Source organism: Stenotrophomonas sp. GL_111 (assembly GCF_057835245.1).
Window position 1 is genome coordinate 1,360,631 of sequence record NZ_CM174421.1, and the last position, 21,852, is coordinate 1,382,482.

21 protein-coding genes are annotated in these 21,852 nt (G+C 68.8%); 4 read left to right on the top strand and 17 right to left on the bottom strand.

Features of this window, described 5'->3' with window-relative positions:
• Positions 1–11: 11 nt before the first annotated feature.
• The 4 genes from AC3IPM_RS06170 to AC3IPM_RS06185 are packed head-to-tail and all read right to left on the bottom strand — an operon-like array spanning position 12 to position 4,102.
• On the bottom strand, positions 12–902 hold the full coding sequence (locus AC3IPM_RS06170) for a hypothetical protein (RefSeq protein WP_489303083.1): 891 nt from the start codon (positions 900–902) through the stop codon (positions 12–14).
• 5 nt (positions 903–907) lie between these two features.
• A complete protein-coding gene (locus tag AC3IPM_RS06175) occupies positions 908–1,960 on the bottom strand; it encodes a peptidogalycan biosysnthesis protein (protein WP_489303084.1) in 1,053 nt (350 codons plus the stop codon).
• Positions 1,961–1,966: 6 nt separating this feature from the next.
• Complete coding sequence (locus tag AC3IPM_RS06180; protein ID WP_489303085.1) at positions 1,967–3,367, bottom strand: aspartate aminotransferase family protein; 1,401 nt, start codon at positions 3,365–3,367, stop codon at positions 1,967–1,969.
• A gap of 48 nt (positions 3,368–3,415) precedes the next feature.
• Positions 3,416–4,102, bottom strand: coding sequence for an MtnX-like HAD-IB family phosphatase (locus AC3IPM_RS06185; RefSeq protein ID WP_489303086.1), 687 nt, complete (start codon positions 4,100–4,102; stop codon positions 3,416–3,418).
• A 179-nt stretch (positions 4,103–4,281) separates the two neighbouring features.
• Between AC3IPM_RS06185 and AC3IPM_RS06190 the strand changes: the two genes are divergently transcribed.
• Complete coding sequence (locus AC3IPM_RS06190) at positions 4,282–5,067, top strand: MipA/OmpV family protein (RefSeq protein ID WP_489303087.1); 786 nt, start codon at positions 4,282–4,284, stop codon at positions 5,065–5,067.
• On the opposite strand, the gene AC3IPM_RS06195 is transcribed toward AC3IPM_RS06190, so the two are convergent.
• The 7 genes from AC3IPM_RS06195 to fabR all read right to left on the bottom strand — a co-directional run bounded on the left by AC3IPM_RS06195 (position 5,055) and on the right by fabR (position 10,802).
• A complete protein-coding gene (locus AC3IPM_RS06195) occupies positions 5,055–6,263 on the bottom strand; it encodes a DegT/DnrJ/EryC1/StrS family aminotransferase (protein WP_489303088.1) in 1,209 nt (402 codons plus the stop codon). The two genes, AC3IPM_RS06190 and AC3IPM_RS06195, sit on opposite strands and share 13 nt — an antisense overlap.
• Positions 6,260–6,658 carry a DMT family transporter gene (locus tag AC3IPM_RS06200; protein WP_489303089.1) on the bottom strand — a complete coding sequence of 133 codons (399 nt, stop codon included), beginning with the start codon at positions 6,656–6,658 and terminating at the stop codon, positions 6,260–6,262. Before AC3IPM_RS06200 ends, AC3IPM_RS06195 begins: the two co-directional genes overlap by 4 nt.
• A complete protein-coding gene (locus tag AC3IPM_RS06205) occupies positions 6,655–7,014 on the bottom strand; it encodes an EamA family transporter (protein ID WP_489303090.1) in 360 nt (119 codons plus the stop codon). The genes AC3IPM_RS06200 and AC3IPM_RS06205 overlap by 4 nt, the downstream gene beginning before the upstream one ends.
• Position 7,015: 1 nt before the next feature.
• Entirely contained in the window at positions 7,016–7,852 is an 837-nt protein-coding gene (locus AC3IPM_RS06210; protein ID WP_489303091.1) for an alpha/beta hydrolase, read from the bottom strand.
• A gap of 81 nt (positions 7,853–7,933) precedes the next feature.
• Entirely contained in the window at positions 7,934–9,313 is a 1,380-nt protein-coding gene (locus tag AC3IPM_RS06215; RefSeq protein WP_489303092.1) for a sensor histidine kinase, read from the bottom strand.
• Positions 9,310–9,981 (bottom strand): response regulator, encoded by a 672-nt coding sequence (locus tag AC3IPM_RS06220; protein ID WP_489303093.1) that lies wholly within the window; start codon positions 9,979–9,981, stop codon positions 9,310–9,312. Before AC3IPM_RS06220 ends, AC3IPM_RS06215 begins: the two co-directional genes overlap by 4 nt.
• Positions 9,982–10,136: 155 nt before the next feature.
• Complete coding sequence (fabR, locus tag AC3IPM_RS06225) at positions 10,137–10,802, bottom strand: HTH-type transcriptional repressor FabR (RefSeq protein ID WP_489303094.1); 666 nt, start codon at positions 10,800–10,802, stop codon at positions 10,137–10,139.
• Between the two features lie 93 nt (positions 10,803–10,895).
• Between fabR and AC3IPM_RS06230 the strand changes: the two genes are divergently transcribed.
• Positions 10,896–11,972 (top strand): flavin reductase family protein, encoded by a 1,077-nt coding sequence (locus AC3IPM_RS06230; protein WP_489303095.1) that lies wholly within the window; start codon positions 10,896–10,898, stop codon positions 11,970–11,972.
• Between the two features lie 2 nt (positions 11,973–11,974).
• Entirely contained in the window at positions 11,975–13,132 is a 1,158-nt protein-coding gene (locus AC3IPM_RS06235) for a fatty acid desaturase family protein (protein WP_489303096.1), read from the top strand.
• Here the strand turns inward: AC3IPM_RS06235 and AC3IPM_RS06240 are convergent.
• The 6 genes from AC3IPM_RS06240 to AC3IPM_RS06265 all read right to left on the bottom strand — a co-directional run bounded on the left by AC3IPM_RS06240 (position 13,129) and on the right by AC3IPM_RS06265 (position 20,629).
• Entirely contained in the window at positions 13,129–15,306 is a 2,178-nt protein-coding gene (locus AC3IPM_RS06240; protein WP_489303097.1) for a TonB-dependent receptor plug domain-containing protein, read from the bottom strand. The two genes, AC3IPM_RS06235 and AC3IPM_RS06240, sit on opposite strands and share 4 nt — an antisense overlap.
• 116 nt (positions 15,307–15,422) lie before the next feature.
• Entirely contained in the window at positions 15,423–16,916 is a 1,494-nt protein-coding gene (locus tag AC3IPM_RS06245; RefSeq protein ID WP_489303098.1) for a M23/M56 family metallopeptidase, read from the bottom strand.
• Entirely contained in the window at positions 16,913–17,299 is a 387-nt protein-coding gene (locus tag AC3IPM_RS06250) for a BlaI/MecI/CopY family transcriptional regulator (RefSeq protein WP_489303099.1), read from the bottom strand. Before AC3IPM_RS06250 ends, AC3IPM_RS06245 begins: the two co-directional genes overlap by 4 nt.
• Positions 17,300–17,367: 68 nt before the next feature.
• Complete coding sequence (locus tag AC3IPM_RS06255; protein WP_489303100.1) at positions 17,368–18,498, bottom strand: metallophosphoesterase; 1,131 nt, start codon at positions 18,496–18,498, stop codon at positions 17,368–17,370.
• Positions 18,499–18,627: 129 nt separating this feature from the next.
• On the bottom strand, positions 18,628–19,158 hold the full coding sequence (locus AC3IPM_RS06260) for a hypothetical protein (RefSeq protein ID WP_489303101.1): 531 nt from the start codon (positions 19,156–19,158) through the stop codon (positions 18,628–18,630).
• 49 nt (positions 19,159–19,207) lie between these two features.
• Positions 19,208–20,629: a GGDEF domain-containing protein gene (locus tag AC3IPM_RS06265; protein WP_489303102.1), complete on the bottom strand. Its 1,422-nt coding sequence runs from the start codon at positions 20,627–20,629 to the stop codon at positions 19,208–19,210.
• A 159-nt stretch (positions 20,630–20,788) separates the two neighbouring features.
• Between AC3IPM_RS06265 and AC3IPM_RS06270 the strand changes: the two genes are divergently transcribed.
• Positions 20,789–21,820: a cation diffusion facilitator family transporter gene (locus tag AC3IPM_RS06270; RefSeq protein WP_489303103.1), complete on the top strand. Its 1,032-nt coding sequence runs from the start codon at positions 20,789–20,791 to the stop codon at positions 21,818–21,820.
• The last annotated feature ends 32 nt before the right edge of the window (positions 21,821–21,852 follow it).

A 21,852-nucleotide genomic window follows, 5' to 3' on the forward strand; every position in this document is an offset into this window, starting at 1 on the left:
CCCCGCGCGCGTCAGTGTTGGCCGATCAACGGCAGGTCGGCCAGCGCTGCCAGCAGGATGCGGTTCACCTGCTGGTGGCGTGATTGCCAGGCGGGCAGTAGCCCAGGGTCGATCTGCGGTTGCCCGTCCAGCGCCGACAACCAGCGCTTGAACCGGCTGCGGTAGTGCGCCTGCGACACTTCGCCGGTGATGTCACTGCCGACCAGGCCGCCGCCACGCAGCGCTGCGATCACCGCCAGCGCGTGCGCCAGCTGGAAGCGGCCCTGGTCCCAGTTGCTGCGCACCACGTCTTCGGCGAACACATCCTTGTCGATCGACAGGTAGGTGGGTTGGGGCGTACGTGCCTGCTCGGCGGCGAAGGTGGCCACCAACGTCTCGGGGTCATCAAAGCGCCGGAACGCATCGGCCATGCCCAGCCGGTGCGCCCAGCCGACGTCCACGTCCAGGCTCCAATAGGTCAGACGGCCGCGCAGCAGGGGCGTCCAATGATTCTCCCAGGCGTGGCGCAGGGCGATGTCGGTCGAGGTGATGCCCAGTACGTGGACGTGGCTCACCTGCGGCAGGGCCGCGGCGGCATTGACCCAGGAGCCGCAGTGCATGCCGAACGGAAAGCGCATGTTGTCCGGATGGTTGTCCAGCACCACCAGCTGGAAGGGTCGCTGCGTTGGCAGGCGACGCAACAAGGCCAGGCTGAGGTGGTGGAAATCCCCGCTGCCCAGCAGCACCGTGCCGGTGTCGGCCGGCAGCTTCGTCAGCACCGTGTTGCCGAAACGGGCGAGGGTGGCGTGGCGGCAGGCGAAGCGCAGTGGATCGTGCCAGTGCGGCACGGCGAACGTGTTGGCGGCGGGCAGGGGCAGCACCGCGCCGTCCAGTGCCAGGATCAGGGGCGAGGGCATCGGCATCGGTCTCAGCCGCCACCGTCCGGCTCGCCCTGCAGATGCGGGGCCAGTCGGCGCAGCGCGGCGCGCAGCAGCGGTGAGCGTGCCCGCACGGCGTGCCGGGTGTGGGTGAAGCGTGCGCCCAGTTCGGCCTTGACCCGGGCATCGGTCCAGCCGGCCACGTAGTGGCTCAAGCCATGCTGCAACGCGTATTCCAGATTATGGATCCAGCTGACCGCATACAGGTTGTGCTCGCGGGCCTGTGGGTAGGCCAGCCCGAGGTACTTGTCCACCAGCTTGCCAGCGTGCACGTAGCACAGGTTCCAGCCGATCAACGCGCCCTGATGCCGGTACAGGAACAGCCGCCCCTGGCTGGGGCCATCGGCGAGCAGGCGCTGGAAGTAACGCGGGTCGAGCAGGTCGAAATGAATCTGGCTCTGCGCATAGACATTGCGGTACAGCGCATGCAGTTCGTTGAGCAGCTGTGGATTGGACAGGGCCGGGTCGCCGCTGGCGAGGCAGGTGACATCCAGGCCGGCGCGCGCGCGCAGCTTGCGCCGGATGTTCTTGCGCCGGGCGGCCGACAGTCGCGCGAGATAGCCATCGATCGAATCGAAATCGATGCCGACCCAGGCCAGCGGCATGCCCTCCAGGCTGATGAAGCCGCGCCGCTGCAGTGCACGCAGGAACGCGGCGCTGTGTGCATTGGCCCCAGCGTCCAGCAGCGGTGAGTCCACGGCGAGGTCCTTGACCACCAGCAGCGCGCAGTCGGCTACGGCATGGCGGCACACATCATCGGCCAGCGCCGCCGCCGACACGTGCGCCGGCAGCGGGGTGTACTCGGTGCTGGTGGCGCCGATGAAGCGCGTTTTCCAGGTCAGTGCGCGCCCCCAGTAGCGGGCCAGCGGCCACCCCAGCACACGGGCGCGCAGGGCCTCGTCCAGGTGGGTGGTGAGGTCCAATGGCGCGCGGAAGGTGGGCAGGCCGCTGGGCAGCCGGCCTGCATCGAAGCCGAGTGGTGGATGGGCGAGGAAGCCGTCCAGCAGCGCCGCCGGCTCCAGCGCGGTGCTGCTCGCATGCATGTCCGCTCAGCCCTTGGCCTTGGTCAGCAACTGGTCCAGCAACGTGATCGCCAGATCGATTTCGTCGTAGCTGATTTCCAGCGACGGCGCGAAGGTGATCACGTTCTTGTACCAGCCGCCCACATCCAGCACGAGGCCGATGCGCTTGCCGTCGTGGACGAGGTCGCCGGCCAGGCCGATGTCGACCATGCGGTCCAGTAGTTCGCGATTGGGGGTGAAGCCGTCGGCGGCGCAGATCTCCGCGCGCAGGGCCAGGCCCAGGCCATCCACGTCGCCCACTTCGGGGTGACGCTTCTGCAGGCCACGCAGGCCGTCGAGGAAGTAGGCACCCTTCTGCGGCACGGTGCGCTCGTAGTCGCGCTCCTGGCCCAGCTTCAGCACTTCCAGGCCGAGCCGGGTGCCGAGCGGATTGGAATTGAAGGTGGAGTGGGTGGAGCCCGGCGGGAAGATGGTGGGGTTGATCAGTTCCTCGCGTGCCCACAGCCCCGACAGCGGGTTCAGGCCATTGGTCAGCGCCTTGCCGAACACCAGCACGTCGGGGGTCACGCCGAAGTGTTCGATGGCCCACAGCTTGCCGGTGCGCCAGAAACCCATCTGGATTTCGTCGACCACCATCAGGATGTTGTACTTGTCGAGCACCTTCTTCAGATCGCGGAAGAAATTCGGCGGCGGAATCACATAGCCGCCGGTGCCCTGGATCGGCTCGACATAGAACGCGGCGTATTCGGCCTGGCCGGCCTTGGGGTCCCACACGCCGTTGTACTCGCTCTCGAACAGGCGCTCGAACTGGCGCACGCAATGGTCCGAGTACTCTTCCGGGGTCATGCCCTTGGGGCGACGGAACGAGTAGGGGAAGGGGATGAACATTGCGCGCTCGCCGAAGTGGCCGTAGCGGCGGCGATAGCGGTAGCTGGAGGTGATCGACGACGCACCCAGGGTGCGGCCGTGGTAACCACCCTCAAAGGCGAACATCAGGCTTTTGCCGTTGCGCGCATTACGCACGATCTTCAGTGAATCCTCCACGGCCTGCGCACCGCCCACGTTGAAATGCACGCGTCCCTCCAGCCCGAACCGGTCCTGCATGCCGGTGGCGATGGTCTTGGCCAGCTGCACGCGGGTGGGATGCAGGTACTGGCTGGCCACCTGCGGCAGGGTATCGATCTGGTCTTTCAGCGCATCGTTGAGGCGGCGGTTGGCGTAGCCGAAGTTGCAGGCCGAGTACCACATCTGCAGATCGAGGTAGGGCGTGCCGGCCGCATCGAACATGTAGCTGCCTTCGCAGCGCGCGAAGATCTTCGGCGGATCGACGTAATGCACGGTGTCGCCGAAGGAACTGTAGCGGGCTTCGTCGGCCAGCAGCTGTGCATCGCTGACGTTGGCCGAGGCGTTCTTGTCAAAGAGATTCATCAGGTCGATTCCGTAAGGGGCATTCGGGAGCAGCGGGTGAGGAGGGGGTCACGCGGAGGCGAGGGTGCGCGGCAGGGGCGGGCGCAGCAGCCTGCCGGCGAGAAGATCAGGCAGCAGTGCGGTGGCGTCGTGGAAGCTGTCGATGGCCGCATGGGGGATGCCGGCATCGCTGCAGTGGGCGATCAGGCGGCGCTTGGCAAACACGAAGTCGGCGTGTTCGGAGACGCAGAAATCCGAGGTGCCATCGCCGATCATCAACACGCGCGGTGCGTCTTCGGCCCGCGCGCGTGCGGCGACGCTGCACTTGCAGGTGCCGCTGCGGCAGCCATCGGCCTGGTGCGGGGATTCCAGTTCCCAGTGTCCGTCGCACCAGCGCAGGTGGTTGGCCACCACCGGCAGTGGCGGCAGGCCGTGGTTGGCGAGGATGCGGTGGATGGCGTAGTCCAGGCCGTCGCTGACGATGCGCAGCGGCAGCCCCAGTGCCTGGGCCTGGCGGACGAATCCGGCGAAGCCGGGGTCGATACGGATCTGGTCCAGGTGGGCATCCAGCGTGGCCGGGTCCAACGCCAGCAGGCGCACCTGGCCCTGCATGCACGCACGTGAACCGATCTCACCGGCCTGCCACTGGGCTTCCAGTGCCTGCCAGCCCGGCTGGCCGTACTGCACCAGCAAGGTGTCGATGACATCTTCGAGGCTGATGGTGCCGTCGAAGTCACACAGGATGCTCCAGCGCATGGGCACGTCCGTCCAGAGGGTGAGGAACCGTCGCGGCGGGGACACCGACGATGGGCTCACTCTAGGAACGCATCCTTTCCCGATCCTTTCCTGGACATGTGCTGGCCGTGTCCGCACGGGAACGGTTCAGCGATGTCGAAAACATGTCGGATCGACATAACCGGTGTAGCGTGGCCGCCATGTCCAAGTTCACCCGCCGCGTGTGTATCACGCTGTTGACACTGCTGGCCTGCGGTTCCGTGCAGGCGGCCACGCAGGACGACGGCGATCATTGGAGCGTCGCCCTCGGTGCTGGCGCGCAGCAGCTGCCGCGTTGGCTGGGATCGGCGCGCCAGCAGTGGCAGCCGATTCCCTTCTTCGATATCGAGGCGCCCGGCATCGGTGAACTGTCCAGCACCGATGGGCTGACCGTGCCGCTGCTCAAGGCGGGGCGATGGCAGACCGGTGTCTATGGTGACTACCTGTGGGGGCGCAGCCGCAGTGATCTCGGTCCGCATCTGGCCACTGCGGTACCGGTGATCAATGCCCGCCTGATTGCCGGCGGTTTTGTCGAGTACAAGGCCAGCGATGCGGTGGCCATCGGCGGGCGTCTCGGCCACGACCTGGGCAGCGACGGTGCCTACCTCAACCTGTACGTGGACTATGACCTGCCGCCGGTATGGTACCTGCAGCAGTCGCTGTCGTTGGGCTGGCGCGGCATGAACGGCGCGGCGATGCAGCGCTACTTCGGCGTGGGCACGCAGACGGCCACACAGCTGGACATCGGCCGTTGGCAGCCCGGCAGCGGCAGCCAACAGGCCTCGGCCAACTACAGCGTGTTCGTGCCCACCAGCGAGCACACCGGGCTGGCCCTGTCACTGGAGTACGCGCGCCTGCTGGGCGGTGCCGCCGACAGCCCGCTGGTGCAGCACTTCGGCAGCAGCGGCCAGTGGGAGCGCAGCCTGGCCTTCATTTACCACTTCTGAGGTGCCAGCCCCTTCAGGATCGCGTCGACATCGGCGTCGGTCCACCACGGGCTGTTGCCGATGGTCAGGGTGCGCGCGGCGAAATCGCGTGCCTGCGGGGTGGCCTGTGGCGGCACGATGCCGCGCAGATACGCATAGTCGGGCAGGGCATGGATGAACATGCGGCTCACGCCCAGGCCGCTGGACCACAGCGTGGCCAGTGCGGCATCGCGCGCGCGCTGGCTGGGCAGGCGCACCATCAACAGTGGCCAGGTGCCCTGCGTGCCAGGTGCGTCATCGATCACGGTAACCCCGGGAAGCTGCTGCAGGCGATCGCGCAGCTGCAGGCCGCGCGCGCGGGTAGCCTGCTGGAAGGCGGGCAGGCGTCGCGCGGCACGGGCACCCACGGCCTGTCGCCATCGGCTGACGCGGTGCTGCGGGATGTCCAGCGGGAATACATCGCCCACTGCGGCTTCCAGCGCGTGGCGCTGTAGTGCCTGGCGCAACGGATCGCCGTACACCAGCGGCAGCAGCGAAGGCCGGTAGCACAGCGCTAGTCCCAGCAGCTGCAGACTGCGCTGCAGTTCACGGCGCAGCTGCGCCGGTGCGTGTTCGTCGGCGGCGTCGCGCAGGGCGGCACGCAACGTCGGGTCGCGGCAGACCAGCAGGCCGCCTTCGAACAGGCTCAGGCCCTTGCCGGCCGCCAGGCTGAAGAAGCCGATGTCGCCGCGCAGGCCGACACTGCTGCGGCCCACCCGCGCGCCGAGCGCCTGCGCGGCATCCTCGATCACCCACGCACCCACGTCGCGCGCGGCCGCGCAGGCGTCATCAACATCGGCCACGCGCCCGCCCAGATGCGTGGGCAGCACGGCCAGCGTGCGCGCGCTGCACGCCTCGCGCAGCGCGTCGGCATCCAGGTCGAAGTGGCCAGGGCGGGTATCGCACAGCTGCACACGCAGGCCGGCGGCATGCACGGCAATGGGCACCAGCGGACACGTGTAGGCCGGTATCACCACCGTGTCGCGGCCGGGCGCGCGGTGCTGCAGCGTGCGCAGGGCGAGCAGCAGTGCCGCGCTGCCCGAGCAGGTCAGCTGCAACGGCGGGCTGCCCAGCTGCGCGCCCATCACCGCGCACAGGTCACCGCCGCCGGGCAGGAAATCCAGCCATTGCATGGGCAGGCCGGCGGTAGGCGGCAGTTCGCGTGGCAGGACGATCATGCGCGCGGGCCGTCCGCGTGGTGGGGATCGTGCGCCTCGGCCCGGCCCAGGCACAGGATGCCGATCACGATCAATCCCGCACCGAGCAGGTGGTGCGCAGTGAGTGGTTCGTGCAGCAGCCACGCCGACAGCAACAGCACGCTCACCACTTCCAGGTGCGAGGCGGCGAAGGCCGGGCCGATCGGCGCATGCCGCAGCAGGCTCATCCAGGTGAAGAAGGCGCCGATGTAGCCGATGATGGCGCCATACACCCACGGCTGCGCGAGGACCCGCAGTACCCAGTCGGTGCTGGCCTCCACCGGCAGCGCGCCGTCGCCGGCGAGCTTGAAGCACAGCTGCGCGAGCGTGTCGAACGCCATCAGCAGCGGGAACCCGACGAGATACAAGCGCTTCATGCGCCCAGCCCGACCACGACCACGCCGGCACAGACCAGCAGCATGCCGGCCACGCGCAGGGGCGTCAGCCGCTCACGGAACAGCAGCCGGCCGGCGATCATCAGCGCCACGATGTTGATCGACCCCAGCAGTACGCCCATCGACAACGGCACCAGTGACAGGAACGCGATCCAGGCGACGAATTCCAGCACGTAGCAGGCAATGCCCAGCCACAGCCAGGGGCGCCCCAGCATGTGCCGCCAGCGCTGCAGGCCTTCACCGTCCTGCGGGTCGCTGGCGGCGGCCTTGAACGCGAGCTGGCCGCCGGTGTCGAGCACCACGTTGACCAGCCACAGCGTGATGGCCAGCGAGCCCATCTCAGGCCACCTCCGGCAGGGCGCCGCGGCCGTCGGCGACAGCGTTGAAGAACGCCACGCTGCGCCGGATCACCTCGCGGCGTTCGCGGTCGATGGTGATCATGTGATAGCTGTCATCGAGCACGACCAGCTCGCTGGGGCCGCGGACCCGTGACATCACCAGGTGGGCGTTGCCGAGGCTGGCGACATCGTCTTCGCGCGCGTGCACCACCAGGCAGGGTGCGCGGACCTGGTGCAGGTGCCGGCGCGTCCAGTGCGACAAGGCATGCATCTCCGCCAGCGCATGCCAGGGGTTGCCGGGCAGCCCGGCCGCCGCGCTGTCGCCGGACAGCATCGCGGCACTGACCTGCGCGCGCAGGCGTTCGTCGCGCAGCCCGTAGGGGGGCTCTTCCATGAACATGCGGTCGCGGCCGATGCCCAGTCGTTTGAACCACGGCAGCAGGAACGACAGCCGCGCCACCGCGGGAATGTTCCAGCCGTCATAGCGGAACGTCGCCCCGTACACGCCCACGCCATGCACCCACTCCGGGCGCCGCGCGGCCAATGCCAGCGCCAGCACCGCGCCCATCGACAGGCCGCCCACGTGCAGCCGGTCCACGCGTGTGCGCAGCCGGTCCGCGGCCTGTTCAACGCCGTCGTACCACTGCTCCCAGCGGGTCTGCAGCAGGTCCTCGACGCTGCCGCAGTGGCCGGGCAACTGCACGCCGTGCACGGTGAAGCCGGCGTTGTGCAGGCCCTTTCCCAGCACCCGCATTTCCGCTGGCGTCCCCGTCAGGCCATGCACCAGCAGCACGCCGTGTGCGCCACCGGGGTAGAAGAATTCATGGGAAGCAGTCACCGTGTCGGCTCCGGCAGGTCACAGGGAGCCTGCAGGATCGCAACCGGGGTTTTCGCCAGCCTTTCATCGGCCGGGCCCGGGTCACCCGCGCTTCAGGCGCGGGAAGCGCAGGGAGACCTTGAGCCCACCGCTGGCCACGTTGAGGTAGGCGATGCGACCGTCCATGTGGTCCAGCGACGCGCGGGCAATGGCCAGGCCCAGCCCGGTGCCAGGCTCGCCGGTGCCGGGGGCGCGGAAGAAGCGCTCGCCCAACCGCGCCATCATCTCCGGCGGCACGCCCGGGCCGTTGTCTTCGACATACAGCGCCACCTCGCGCTCACTGACGTGCAGCCCCACGCTCACCGTGGTTCCGCGGCCGGCGTAACGCAGGGCATTGTCGATGAGGTTGTCGAGGGCTTCGTGCAGCAGCGGTGCATTGCCCATCACCCACCAGGGGCCGGCATCGCTGTGGTAGCCCAGGTCGATGCCGGCACGGATCGCATCGGGAACGCGCGCGCCCACCCAATGCGGTACGTGCGCGCCCAGGTCCAGTGCCTGCAGGGCGTCGGGAACGGCCTGCGCGCGCGCCAGGGCCAGCAGCTGGGTGCTGACCCGGGTGGTGCGCGCGTTCAAACGGCGGATGTGCTGCAGCGCTTCGCGCACGGCGTGCGGGTCGTCCAGCGCCAGCGCCTGTTCCACGTGCAGGCCCATCCCGGTCAACGGCGAGCGCAACTGGTGCGCGGCATCGGCGATGAAGCGGTTCTGCAGCGCGATCATCTCCGACTGCCGCGCGATCAGTCCGTCGATGGTGCTGATCAACGGCTGGATCTCCTCGGGCACATCGGCATCGGAGATCGGTGTGAGCTCGCCCTCGCGCCGGGCCAGGCGGCGGGTGAGCGGGGTGAGGATCTTCAGGCCGTGTTTGACCCCGAACCAGACCAACGCGGCCATGCCCAGGATCAGCGAGGCCATCAGCGGAATGGTGATCATCAGGATCTCCTGCGCACGATGGCGGCGGTCGGCCATGGTCTCGGCCACCGTCACGGCCAGGCGGTCGCCGGCATCGTTCATGGCCTGGGTGCAGACCGTGGCCATGCGCACCTGCTGGCCGTTGAGCTGGCCGTTGTAGAGCACCGGGTACTGGCGCTCACCGCATTCCTGCGAGGGGGCGTAGGCGCTGAAATCGGCGTTGCCGCTGATCGTGCCGTGGCGGCTGCTGTCCACGTTGAAGTAGCGGTGGCCGTCGGGGTCGTACTCGATCAGGAAGCGCGCCTGTGGCGACAGATCGCCGTTGACCGGCATGGTGCTGAGCATCTGCGCGAACGAGTGGGTGTCGTCGGTCAGGTTGCGGTCGTGGATGCGGTTGGAATATTCCAGCGCGATGTAATAGGTGAGCAGCGCATTGAGGATCAGCAGCGCCAGCATCGGCAGCGCCAGGAACGCCAGCAGGCGACGGCGCAGGCTGGGCGGGCCGCGCATCACGGGGTGGCTTCCTCCAGCATGTAGCCCAGCCCACGCACGGTGCGGATGCCCATGCCGCCGGGTTGCAGCTTGCGCCGCAGGCGGTGCAGGGCGATGTCCAGGCCGTTGTCGGTAAGATCCTGGCCCCAGTCGCACAGGGCGTCCACCAGCTGGGCGCGCGAGACGATGCGGTCCGGGCGCACGGCCAGCGCCGAGAGCAGGCCGAACTCGCGCGCGGTCAGTTCCAACGGCGCATCGCCCACCCATACCCGGCGCCCGGGCAGGTCCAGCCGCAACGGGCCGATGCGCAGTTCCGGGGCGCCATTGCTGGTGACCCGGCGCAGCTGCGCACGCACGCGCGCTTCGAATTCGTCCAGCGCGAAGGGTTTGACCAGGTAGTCGTCGGCGCCCAGGTCCAAGATGCGCACGCGCTCGCTCAGGCCATCGCGCGCGGTGACCACCAGCACGGCCAGTCCGTCGCCGCGCTGGCGCAGGCGTTGCAGCACCTGCTGGCCTTCCATCTGCGGCAGGCCCAGGTCCAGCACCAGCAGCGCATAGGCGGTGGCGCCGAGTGCGGCATCGGCATGCGCGCCGTTGTCGACATGGTCCACCACATGGCCCTGGCGGCGCAGCGACGCACACAGGCCGGACGCGATATCCGGGTCGTCTTCGGCGATGAGTACGCGCAAGGCCTGGCTCCAGTAGCCGGCGCACCGCCGCCACTGCAACGGATGCCGAGAGCGCGCAGGGTAGCGCCAGCAAGGCAGAGCGGGGCGTGAGTGGCCGGCGGGGAGCGCCCCGCGCTGAGGGTCCGTTCAGCTAGGCCGGGCGGACGGCCGCCGGTTCAGCGCGTTGGCGGATTGCCGGCAATCGTGCGTGCACCGGTGATGATCATGCGCAGCATCTGCGACAGCTGCTCGATCAGTTCGGCGTCCTTTTCCTGCGGCTGGTCGACCGCGGTGGCGCCCATCGCGAACACCAGCCGGGTGATCGCCTTGGAGGCCAGCGCCGGTTCGTGCAGCACCGCACCGCCGTCGGCGGCGGCCAGGCGGATCAGGTCCAGGCGCAGTTCGTCTTCGAAGTAGTTCAGTTCGCGGTCGACCGCCTGCTTGAACGCATCCGAGCCGGCACTGCCTTCGCGCAGCAGCACGTGCAGGAGTTTGTGATCGGCGCGCAGCTGTTCGAAGAAGGTCTCCACCGACAGGCGGATCACGCTGCGCTCGGAGGAGGCGGCGCGCTGGCGGGCCTCGCCGATGATGGTGCGCAGCGAGCGCCCGGCCAGGTCGATCAGGGCCACGGTCAGCTCGTCCATGTCGCGGAACTGGCGGTAGAACGAATTCGGTGCGATCCCGGCTTCACGCGCCACTTCGCGCAGGCTCAGGGTGGAGACGCTGCGGTGCGGGCCGATCAGCGCCAGCGCGGCGGCCAGCAGGTCGTCACGCGAGATCGAGGCTTTGCGCGCCGGATGGACGTCATCGGCGGCCGACAGGGGCAGGTCTGGGGAGGTCATCGGGGGCACGGCAGTCAAGTCCCTGAATCATAGCCGGTCCCGCCAGTGCACAACTGTATACACACATGTATGCCCGTGCGTATAGTGGCCTGCATGAGCGCACGTCCCCAACCTCCACGCCGCCGTTCCAGCCGCCTTGCGCCCCGCCAGTGGGTGCCCGAGGCGCTGTTCGACTTCTGGGCCACCGGCCTGCACCCGTTGTGGACGCTGCGCCGTGCGCGGGCCCGGCTGGTGGCGCGGGAAACGGCCAGTGCCGACGCGGTGACCCTGGTGCTGCGCCCGAACCGGCATTTCAAAGGCCTGGCGCCGGGCCAGCACGTCACCCTCGGGGTGGACGTGGAGGGCCGTCGGCTGAGCCGCAGCTACAGCCCCACCGTGCTGGCCGATGGCCGGCTGGTGATCACGGTCAAGGCGATTGCCGGCGGCAAGGTCAGCCAGCACCTGGTGCATGCCGCGCAGATTGGCGAGGTGGTCGAGCTGGGCCAGGCGTTCGGTGCGATGACCGTGCAGCCCGGCGCCGATGCGCGCCTGTTGCTGCTGGCCGGTGGCAGCGGCATCACCCCGATGCGTGCGCTGCTGCGCCAGCTGGAGGCGGCGGGCATGCCCGGTCGGGTCGACCTGGTGTACTGGGCACGCCAACGTGAGCAGGTGTGCTTTGCCGAGGAACTGGCGGCCCTGGCCGCGCGTCATCCGCAGTTCCAGCTGCATCTGGCGCTGACCCGTGATCCGCAGCAACCCGCGGCGCGCGTGGACGCATTCGCCTTCGAGGCGCTGGGCGATCTCGGCACGGCCCGCACCTTGATCTGTGGCCCGGGTGGTTTTGTCGAGGCTGCACAGGCGCGGCTGCAGGGGCAGGTCGGCTCGATCGAATCCGAGGCGTTCAGTGCGCCGGTGCTGGCCGATGTCGAGGACGGCCTGGTCCAGGTGGAACTGCGCCGCAGCGGCCGCACCCTGGCACTGCCGCGTGGCACCTCACTGCTGCAGGCACTGGAGGCCGAAGGCATCCGCCCGCCCAGTGGTTGCCGCATGGGCATCTGCAATACCTGCGTGTGCGCCAAGGCCAGCGGCGTCACCCGCCATACCCTCACCGGCGACTACGCGGCCGAACCGGCCACGCAGGTGAAGCTGTGCGTGAACAGCGCCAGCACCGATCTGATCCTGGAGCTCTGACCATGTCTTCCGTGCACAACCGCGCGCTGTCCGCCGCCCAACTGCAATCGTTCGGCGATGAACTCGATGCGCTGCGCGCGCGCCAGCTGGCGACCCTGGGCGCCGCCGACGCGCGCTACATCCGCCGCGTGGTGGCCGGCGTGCGCTGGACCGGCGTGGCCGGCCGCGCCCTGCTGTTCCTGGGCGCATTCGTACACAGCGTGCTGATTCCGGCGTGGATCGCCGGCGTGGTGCTGCTGGCAGTGTCCAAGATCCTGGAGAACATGGAGCTGGCCCACAACGTCATCCATGGCCAGTACGACTGGATGGGCGACCCGCAGCTGCAGGGCAGCACCTACGAATGGGACATCGTCGGCACCGCCGACAACTGGCGCAAGACCCACAATTTCCGTCATCACACCTACACCAATGTGCGTGGGCTGGATGACGACATCGGCTACGGCCTGCTGCGGATCTTCCCGGAACAGCGCTGGCGCCCGTTCTACCTGATGCAGCCGGTGGTGGCAGTGGTGTTCGCGCTGCTGTTCGAGTGGGGCATCGCGATACAGGATCTGCGCCTGGGCCGCTGGCTGGCCGGCAAGATGACCTTCAAGCAGCTGTGCGCGCAGGCGCGCCCGGTCGGTCGCAAGATGGGCAGGCAGATGTTCAAGGACTACCTGCTGTTCCCGGCGCTGGCCGGCCCGTTCTTCCTGCCGGTGCTGCTGGGCAACGTGGTGGCCAACCTGATCCGCAACGTGTGGACCTACGTGATCATCTTCTGCGGCCACTTCACCGCCGATGCCGAGACCTTCCCCAAGGAATGCGTGCGCGATGAAAGCCGCGGCCACTGGTACCTGCGCCAGCTGCGCGGCTCGTCCAACCTCACCGGCGGCAAGCTGATGAACGTGATGTCGGGCAACCTCAGTCACCAGATCGAACACCACTTCTACCCGGACATTCCGGCCAACCGCTACGCCGCCATCGCGGTGGAAGTGAAGGCGATCTGCGCGCGCTACGGGCAGCACTACAACACCGGTTCGCTGCCGAAGCAGTTTGGCCAGGTGATGTGGCGGATCGTGCGCCATGCGTTCCCGAGCAGGCCGCAGCGCGTGCGGGCTGCTACGGTGGTGGAGACCGCGTTGCCGCAGCCGGTTGAACCTGCCAGCCGCGCGGCCGCCTAGAGCTGCTGCTCCCACTGCAGCCGCCACACCGGTGCGGTGGATCGGTGCTGCTGCAGCTGCTGCCGGCCCTGCGCATCCCACAGCACCTGGCCCGAGACCAGGTCATGCCGCAGCAGGTTGTTGGCGCTGAGCCGCAGCTTGGTGCGCGGTCCCAGCGTCCACAGTGCATACAGGTCCAGTTCGCGCTGGTAGGCGTCGATGTCGATCTGGCCGTTGCCGATGCGCACCGGGCCCCCACTGCGGTAGGTGTAGTTCAGCCCGGTGCTCCAGCGCGGGTTGATCCGGTAGTCGGCGCCCAGCGAGCCGGTGAAACGCAGTTGCCCGTCCAGGCGGTTGTCCGGCCCGGGCACATCGTCCACACGCGACCAGTTGCGCGTGGCATTGATGCGGAAGGACACCTCCGGTGCGTTGGCGAGGAACCGCGCCAATGCGACCCGGGCATCCATCTCAAGCCCCCAGCTGCGGGCATCGCCTGCGTTGCGGGGTGTGGCGACCCATCGCCCGTCCTGCACGACGGTTTCGGTGCGTACTGCATCCTGGACGCGCCGCGCATAGATACCCAGGCTGAACTCGGTGCCGTCCTTGCCCTGGGTTTCATAGGCAATGTCCACGCCGGTGGCCAGCTCCGGGCGTAGCGACGGATTGCCCTGCTCGTCGGGGTTCAGCGGCCGGTTGTTGGTCGAGGTGTACGGGCGCGGAATCAGCGAGGTCAGCGTCGGGGATTTGTAGGTGCGGCTCAGCGCCACGCGCAGCTGGTCGTCGCGGGTGCCCGGCAGCTTCCACAATGACTGCAGCACCGGCGACAGCACGCTGTCGCGCTGCTGGATGGCGGCAAAGCCGCTGCCGGCGCTGCGGATGTCGATGTTCTCCCAGCGCAGGCCCAGGTACATCGACCAGCGTGGACTGAGCTGCAGCTCGTCCTGCCCATACACGGCCACGCGCCGGATGCGCGCATCGAAGGACAGATCGCTGATGCTGCCGGCGTTGCCCGCGATCGGCCGCAGCTGCTGCAGGCGGGCCTCATCGCGGCCATCGAGACTGCCTTCCCAGCCAAGTTCCAGCGTGTGTCGGCCGTGCGTGGGCAGCGCGTATTTTCCCGTGCTGTTGACGTTGTGCACGCGCAGGCGCGCGTCGGTGTGGTCATCCAGGTTCTGTCGGCCATCAATGCCGACGCCCTGTTCGCGGTAGCGGTAGCGTTCGCGGTTGCCACCCACGGCCAGCCGCGTGGTGAAGCTGCCGCCGGCAGCGAAGGCGTGGGTCCAGGCCGCGCTGCCACTCAGTTGTTCCACCGCGATGCGGGTGCGTTGCACGTAGCGGGCCTGCAGCAGCGGCGGCCCCAGCCAGTTGTCCCACGCGATGTCGGTGCTGCGCTGGAACCGGCTGGCGTCGGCCAGCGCCTGCAGCGCCACGGTATCGCCATTGTCCAGGCGGAGTTCCATACCGGGTGCAAGCGACACCGCCTCACGTGAGCCGGTGGCCCGCAACTGGCTGCTGCGCAGCACGTCCGCCTGGCCCGCGTGGTCATACGTCGATTCCACGGCGCGCTGTTCAACCAGGAACTCGCGGCGCGAGGCGCTGGCGGTTATCGACTGGCTGCGTTGTGCCTGGCGACGGCTGCGCTGCCAGGTCAGCGATGGCGTATTGCGCGCGTTGGAGAGCCCCCAGACCAGTACCAACGATTCGGCATCCTTGCGTGCACCGGCGGCCAGTACGATGTTGAGCGTACCGGCGATTGCCTCGGTGCGCAGGTCGGCGGTGGGCGCGCGGAGAATCTCGACGCGTTCGACCATCTCCGGGCTCAGCGCGTCCAGATCGAAGCCCAGCGGCGCCTTCTGCCCGTTGATCAGGATCTGGGTGTAGCCAGCGCCCAGTCCACGCAGCGACAGTGTGCCGCTACGACCGGGTGCCCCCTGGCCAACGCTGATCCCAGGCAGTCGTTTGAGCGCATCCAGCAGGGCAGGATCGCCGTACTGACGCAGCTGCGCGGCATCGATGACGATCCGCGTGGCGGTGTCATCGCGGCGCGCCTGGTAGTGCGCCGCCTGCACCTGCACGGTGTCCAGTGCAGTGGTTGGCGGGGTGCCGCCATCGAGGGTGGCCGATTGGGCCCAGGCCGTCGGGGCGAGGCACAGCGGCAGCAGCAGGATCGGACGGCAGGAAGCGGGCAGGGGCATGCGGGCGGTCCAGGACAGGGCCGGGGTGGCCGTGGGGCAGGCAACACCTGCCCCTCCTGCGACCAGGACGACCAGATGCAACGCGGGGTAGCAACGCGGTGGAGCGGGTCAGCGGCTCATGGCAGCCGGCGCTGCGGGTCGATGCGTTCGCCGTTGAACAGCATCTCCATGTGCAGGTGCGGGCCGGTCACGCGTCCGCTGCGGCCGGTGCGTGCGATCTGATCGCCGCTGCGGACCTGCTGGCCGACCTGCACGTCGGTGCCGTCGAGGTGGGCGAACAGGGTCTGCCAGCCGTTGCCATGGTCCAGCACCACCACGGTGCCGTACTGCGCGCCGCCGGGATATGCGGTGGTGGCGGCCATCACGGTGGCATCGGCCGGCGCCAGCACCGGCGTACCGACGCGTGCGCCGAAGTCGATGCCGCGATGCGCGCGTTGGCGGATCCCGCCGGCATCGCCGTAGTGCCCGGTGATGCGCGACTGCGCCAGCGGTGCGGCGAAGTGCATGGTGGCCGCAGCGAGCAGCGACGCGTCAGGTGTGGCGAGCGTGCGATGGGCGGTGATGGCCACGATGCCCAATGGGAGGGGCGTGGCAGCGGTGCCGGCCTGGACAAGCACCAGCATCGCGCCGAGGCCCAGCGCGCCCGCTCCGAGCAGCGTGCGCGCAACCCCTGGCAGCGCGCGCCCGGTGTCACCGGCCAGCATGTGTTGGATGCGCAGCCGGTGGCCGGCGGCATCGCGATGGGTCAGTGCGCTGGGGGATGACGCGGCCGCACCGTGGCCGGCCATGCGCAGGGCCTGCAGGTAGGCGGCGGCGAAGTCACGACGGGCGGTGTCGTCGGTGCCCAGTGCCAGCGCGTCGCAGCGCAGTTCCACTGCCATCTGCACGCGGGCGGCGAGGCGGCGCACGAACGGGTTGAACCACAGCAGCGCGTCCACCATCGCCATCACGCCGGCCCGCTGCGGATCACGACGGGCAAGGTGCGCCGCTTCGTGGGCCAGCACCAGCCGCAGCTGACGGTCGCTGAAATCCTGCACTGCTGTGGCAGGCAGCACGATGGTCGGGCGCGGCCAGCGCACGGCGAACGGGCTCACGGCGTGCGGGGTGAGACGGATACCGATGCCCTGTCGCGAATAACGCTCGGCGTGTTCGCGGCAGCCTGCGCCCGGCCACGCCGTCGGCGCGACAGGCGCTGCCGCGCGCACGATCCGCGCGACCGCCCGGGTGCCGCGCAGCAGGCGCAGCAGTGCGATGCCGGCACCGGCCAGATAGGCCGCCCACAGCAGCTGTGCGAGCGTTGGCCAGCCCAGCCGGGTTGCCGGGTTTGTGCCTGCGCTGATCGGCGTGCTGTTCGCGTCCAGTTCCAGCGCGATCGGCAGCGCCAGCGGCGTGGGCAGCGCGGCGACCTGCGCCGGTGCGGCGAAGGTCAGTGCGATCGCCAGCAACGGCGGCAGCACGGCAAGCAGCCAGAGGGACAGCCAGTAGCGGGTCGCGGCCGCCGACAGCTGCAGCCAGCGGTGCAACAGGCTACCCGCGCCCCACGCCAGGCCAGCACAGAGCAGGCTGCCCAGCAGGTGCACCAGCGACGCATCCAGTGACGGCAGGCTCATGGCTGCGACTCCCGGTCCGGGTCGCGCAGCAGGGCTTCGAGCTGCTGCAGCTCGGTGTCGCTCAGCAGGCGGCTGTCGGCGAAGGCCTGCACCGGCAGGCCGCCGTCGATCTCCAGCACGCGGCGGGCGAAGTCCGCGCTCAGCGCGGCCAGCGTCGCCACCTTGCCCACCTTGGCCCGATAGACGTTCAGACCATGCTCGGCCGTCTCATCGACCAGGCCCTTGTCGACCATGCGCTCGAGCGTCTTGCGCGTGGACGAATACGACCAGTCCAGCGTGGCGGCCACGCCGTTGTGGAGTTCGCGCGCGCTGCAGGCGCTCTGGCGCCACAGGCACTTGAGCAGTTCCAGCTCGGCGTTGGAGGGGGTGGGGACGCGGACCATGGCGACACCAGTGTCAGGAGGTGATGTCGCAAGTGTGCGACAACTGTCGCATGTCCCGCAAGAGGGGGTCAGTCCTCCCGATCCATCGTTCCCTCGGCCAGTGGCACCCGGCTGCCGTCGAGCAGGCCACGGCTGAGCACGCCGTTGTCGATGAACAGCAATTCGCCGTTCTCACCGTTCTTGATGCTGCTGTCGATGGCGATGATGCGCTCGCCATGGAAGCGGCTGACGTGCGGCATCGAGGTGTGACCCACCACGATGCGCTTCAGGTCCAGCTGCGTCAGCAGTGCCTGCACCTGCGCGGTGTCCATGCGTCCATCGAAATAGCCGCGGTACCAGATCGGGCTGGTCTTGCCGTCGAACAGGCGCGCGGTGTCCGGCGCGGCCTTGACCTGATCACGCGGAAGACCGACCGCGGCCTGGTAGGTACGGTTGGTGGTGTCCATGTCGCGCACCAGGTCCAGGTTCTCCGGGGCGATGCCGCCGTGCAGGAACAGCGTGTCGCCGATCCGCAGCAGCACCGGGCGGGTGCGCAGCCACTGGCCAATCGTGGAGTCCGGGCCATACAGCGCCGGGTAGGTGCGGCCCAGCAGCTGCGCGCTCTTGAGGTACTTCGGATTGACGTAGCGCAGGTCGTCGTAGAGCACCATGGTTTCGTGGTTGCCGAGTACGAAGTGCACCGCGCCACCGGCTGCGGCGGCGTCCTGTTGCAGGCGGTACAGCAGCCAGAACGCCTCGGTGACCTGCGGGCCGCGGTCGAACACATCGCCGGCCACCACCAGGGTGGCATCGCCGAGCGACCAGCGGTCCTGCGCATCGATCACGTGGTGGGCGCGCAGCAGCTTCACCAGCAGCCCGTACTGGCCGTGGATGTCCGACAGCGCCACGATGCGCGGTGTCGCCGGATACTGCGCCAGTTCTGCTGTACGTGGCGGCAGCACGGTCACCGGGTGCGGATAGCCGCATTGCGGTGCGATCAGCGTGGCTTCGCCCTTCGTGGGCAGCGTTCGCCGCACCACGTGGTCATTGCAGATCCACTGGGCTTCCAGGCCTTTGTCGGTGCGGAACACATACGGCCCATCGGCGTCGACGTGTTCGGCCGGCTGCGCCACCTCGCGTGCGCCAACGGTGGGCGCGGCCAGCAACAACGTGGGCAACAGCAGGGCGAGCAGGGGAGACAGCAGAGGGCGGCACGGCATCGCGTGGATCCTTGGCAGGCAGGTGGCAACGCGGGCCGGGCCCGCCAGAAGATCCTACGCTGCCGCCGCCACGCCCGGCATGCGCCGAAGGTACCGAAGGCTGTGCCGCAACGGGCGGTTGCAGCCGTGCTACTTCACGCCGGGACCGGCCTTGGCCGCGGCGGCGTGGCTGATCCGCACCTGCGACAGGCAGTCGCTGGCATCGGCCGGGAAGGTGAAGGCGATCATCGCCGTGCCGACTTCGGCGCCCAGGGTGGTGTTGCCACCGGGGCCATGCCCCCCGTGCAGGGAGTCCATCACCCACAGTTGCGGGTGGCGTTGCCGCAGCGAGCGCAATGGCACACAGCGGTCGGCCAAGGGCAATTGCAGCGAGAGGATGCGGCCATCCGGCCCATGCTCGATCTCGGCGCGGCTTGCGTACAGGTCGTCGCCAAAACGCAGCGCGACCGGGTCGGCGCTGTCGATCGGGCCGCTATCGGCCTGGATCCGCTGCATGCCGCGCAGCGTCTGTTCCGGCGATGCTTCCCAGCCCAGCGCCAGCCATTCCGTGTACGCCCACAGCGCGCGCTCGTCGTGCGCACTGGCGGGCGGGTCAGCGGCCGCTGCGCGTCCTGGCAACATGGCCTGCGCGGCGCACAGCACGCTACGGAGCAAGGACATGCGGTACCTGTCTGGTCGGGATGCCAGCGGCGATGGTAGCGCGGCGGTTTCAGCCGCGCTGCAGCGCCTGCCGTCCCGGCGGTTCGGGCAAGGTGTCGCTGGCCAGGACCACCTGATTGCGGCCGGCCTTCTTGGCCTGGTACATGGCCGCGTCGGCGCGGGCCATCAGCCGTTCGTAGTCGGGGTGGCCATCGTGCGCGGCCACGCCGATGCTGGCGGTCAGCGCCAGCGGCTGGCCGTTGCCGAGCTGGGCCGGGTGCTGCGCGATCTGCTTGCGCAGGTTCTCGGCGATCACCTGCGCCTGCACGGCGGTAGCCGCCACCAGTACCACCACGAACTCTTCGCCCCCGTAGCGGAACAGATAGTCGCTGCCCCGGGTGAGCTGGCCCAGCAGTGCGGCCACATGTTGCAGGGCGCGGTCGCCACCGTCGTGGCCGTGGGTGTCGTTGATCGCCTTGAAGTGATCCAGGTCCAGCAGCAGCACCGAGAATGGCGTGCCGGTGCTGTTGGCCAGATCGATCTCACGGCGCAGCACGGTCGGCAGGAAGCGGCGGTTGAGCAGGTTGGTCAGCGCGTCGCTGCCGGCATCCAGTTCGCCGATGCGCTCGAACAACATGCCCATCAAGGTGCGGATCCGTGCCAGCTGCTCGCGGATGTCCTGCAGTGCCGCCAGCCGGGCGGCGAGGTCGGCGTGCAGCAGGGCGGCGCGCAGCTGTGCATCGATGCTGGCCACCAGTGTGCCGACCTGCGCGGTCTCGCTGCTTTCGCCAAAACTGGGAATGCCCTTGTGGGTGAACCACAGGCCGAATTCCGAGTGCGCCAGGTCAACCGTATCGGCCTCGCTGCTCTGGCTGGCAATGGCGTACAGCAGCGCGTTTTCCCAATCCAGCAGCAGGGCGCGCTGGCGCTCGCGTTCGGTACTGACGTTCTGCACCAGCGAGAACAGCCGGTAGGCGGCATCGGTACGCGAGGAGCGCTCGCGCGCGTGGGTGTAGGCCAGCGTCATGCCTTCCAGCGCGATATCGATCACCGTGCTGATGCAGCTGATCGCGGCGAAGGCGATATCGGTATGGGGGGCACGCGCACGCAGCTGGGCAAACAGCGCGTGCTTGAGCACCCGCGCACCGCGCGTGACGAGGTCGACGGGAATGCCGACGCGGGCATGCACATCACCGATCACGCGCTGCGCGGCAACGGCGGCGGCTACGCCGGTGTCATCGGTGCTCAGCAGCTGCTGTAACCAGCGCTGCATCGACGGCTGCAGGCGTTGTTTTACCTGCTCATGGGACAGGAAGCGCGAGGCGCGCGGGTCCTGCAGCAACACGGCGTAGAAGCGTTCGGCCAGTGCGGGCGGGGTGTCCACCGCCACCGCACACAGCAGCGCGGCGGCAGCGGGGCCTGCTTCGTGCAGGCAATGGTGCCAGGCGTCGGCGAGCGGCTGGCTGGCCTCGTCCAGGGAGGGAATGTGCACGGTGGAGCGACCTGCGTGGATCAATCCCCCGGTATCGGCCGCTGGGGCAGGAAGCTGAAGGGGAGTCAGGACGATCCGGGCATGCAATGTTATAAATCACGTAATAGTCTCCCGCGGCCCACCGGGGTAGCCTGATCGCATTGCACAGGAGCTGTTGCCATGGGTCACGACCACGATCACCTTCCCAGCGAGATCCGCCACGAGAAGCCCCTGTGGTGGGCGCTCGGGCTGACCTCGACCTTCCTGCTGATCGAAGTGGTCGGTGCGTTCTGGACCAACAGCCTGGCGCTGCTGTCCGATGCCGCGCACATGGCCACCGATACGCTGGCGCTGATGATCGCGCTGATCGCAGTGCGGCTGAGTCGGCGCCCACCTGATGCCAAGCGCACTTACGGCTATGCGCGGCTGGAAGCGCTGGGCGCGATGATCAACGGCGCCATGCTGTTCGTGGTGGCCGGCTACATCCTGTGGGAGGCCATCGCACGGTTCCGCCAGCCGCAGGAAATCGCCTCCACCGGCATGCTGGTGATCGCCTCGGCCGGGTTGGTGATCAACCTGATCTCGATGCGCCTGCTGCGTGCCGGCAGCGGCGAGAGCCTCAATGTGAAGGGGGCCTACCTGGAAGTGTGGGCGGACATGCTCGGCTCGGTGGCGGTGATCGTGGGTGCGCTGTTGATCCAGTGGACCGGCTGGAAGCCGATCGACCCGATCCTGGCGGTGCTGATCGGGCTGTGGGTACTGCCGCGCACCTGGGTGTTGATGCGCGAGGCGATCAACGTGCTGCTGGAAGGCGTGCCCAAGGGCATGGACGTGGCCGCGGTGCGCACGGCGCTGTGCAGCCACGATGGCGTGCTGGATGTGCACGACCTGCATGTGTGGGCGCTCGCCTCGAGCACCCCGGCGCTGACCGCGCACGTGGTGATGGGCGCCGGCGTGGATGCCGACCGCCTGCGTCGCGACCTGGGCACGGTGCTGCACGAACGCTTCGGCATCGACCATGTGACCCTGCAGATCGAAGCCGACCACTGCGGCGATGCCTGCAGCGTCGGTCCGGGGCGTACCGCCGCCGCCGATGACCATGCCGGGCGTGATCATGCCGGGCACGTGCATGCCAACCCCGCCCTCGCGACCGGCGAGCAGCGTCGCAGCGGGCCGGACGCACAGGGCCATCACGGCCATCCGCATCCCTGAGCCGGGGCGCGGGGCAGGGCAGGTGGGCTTGC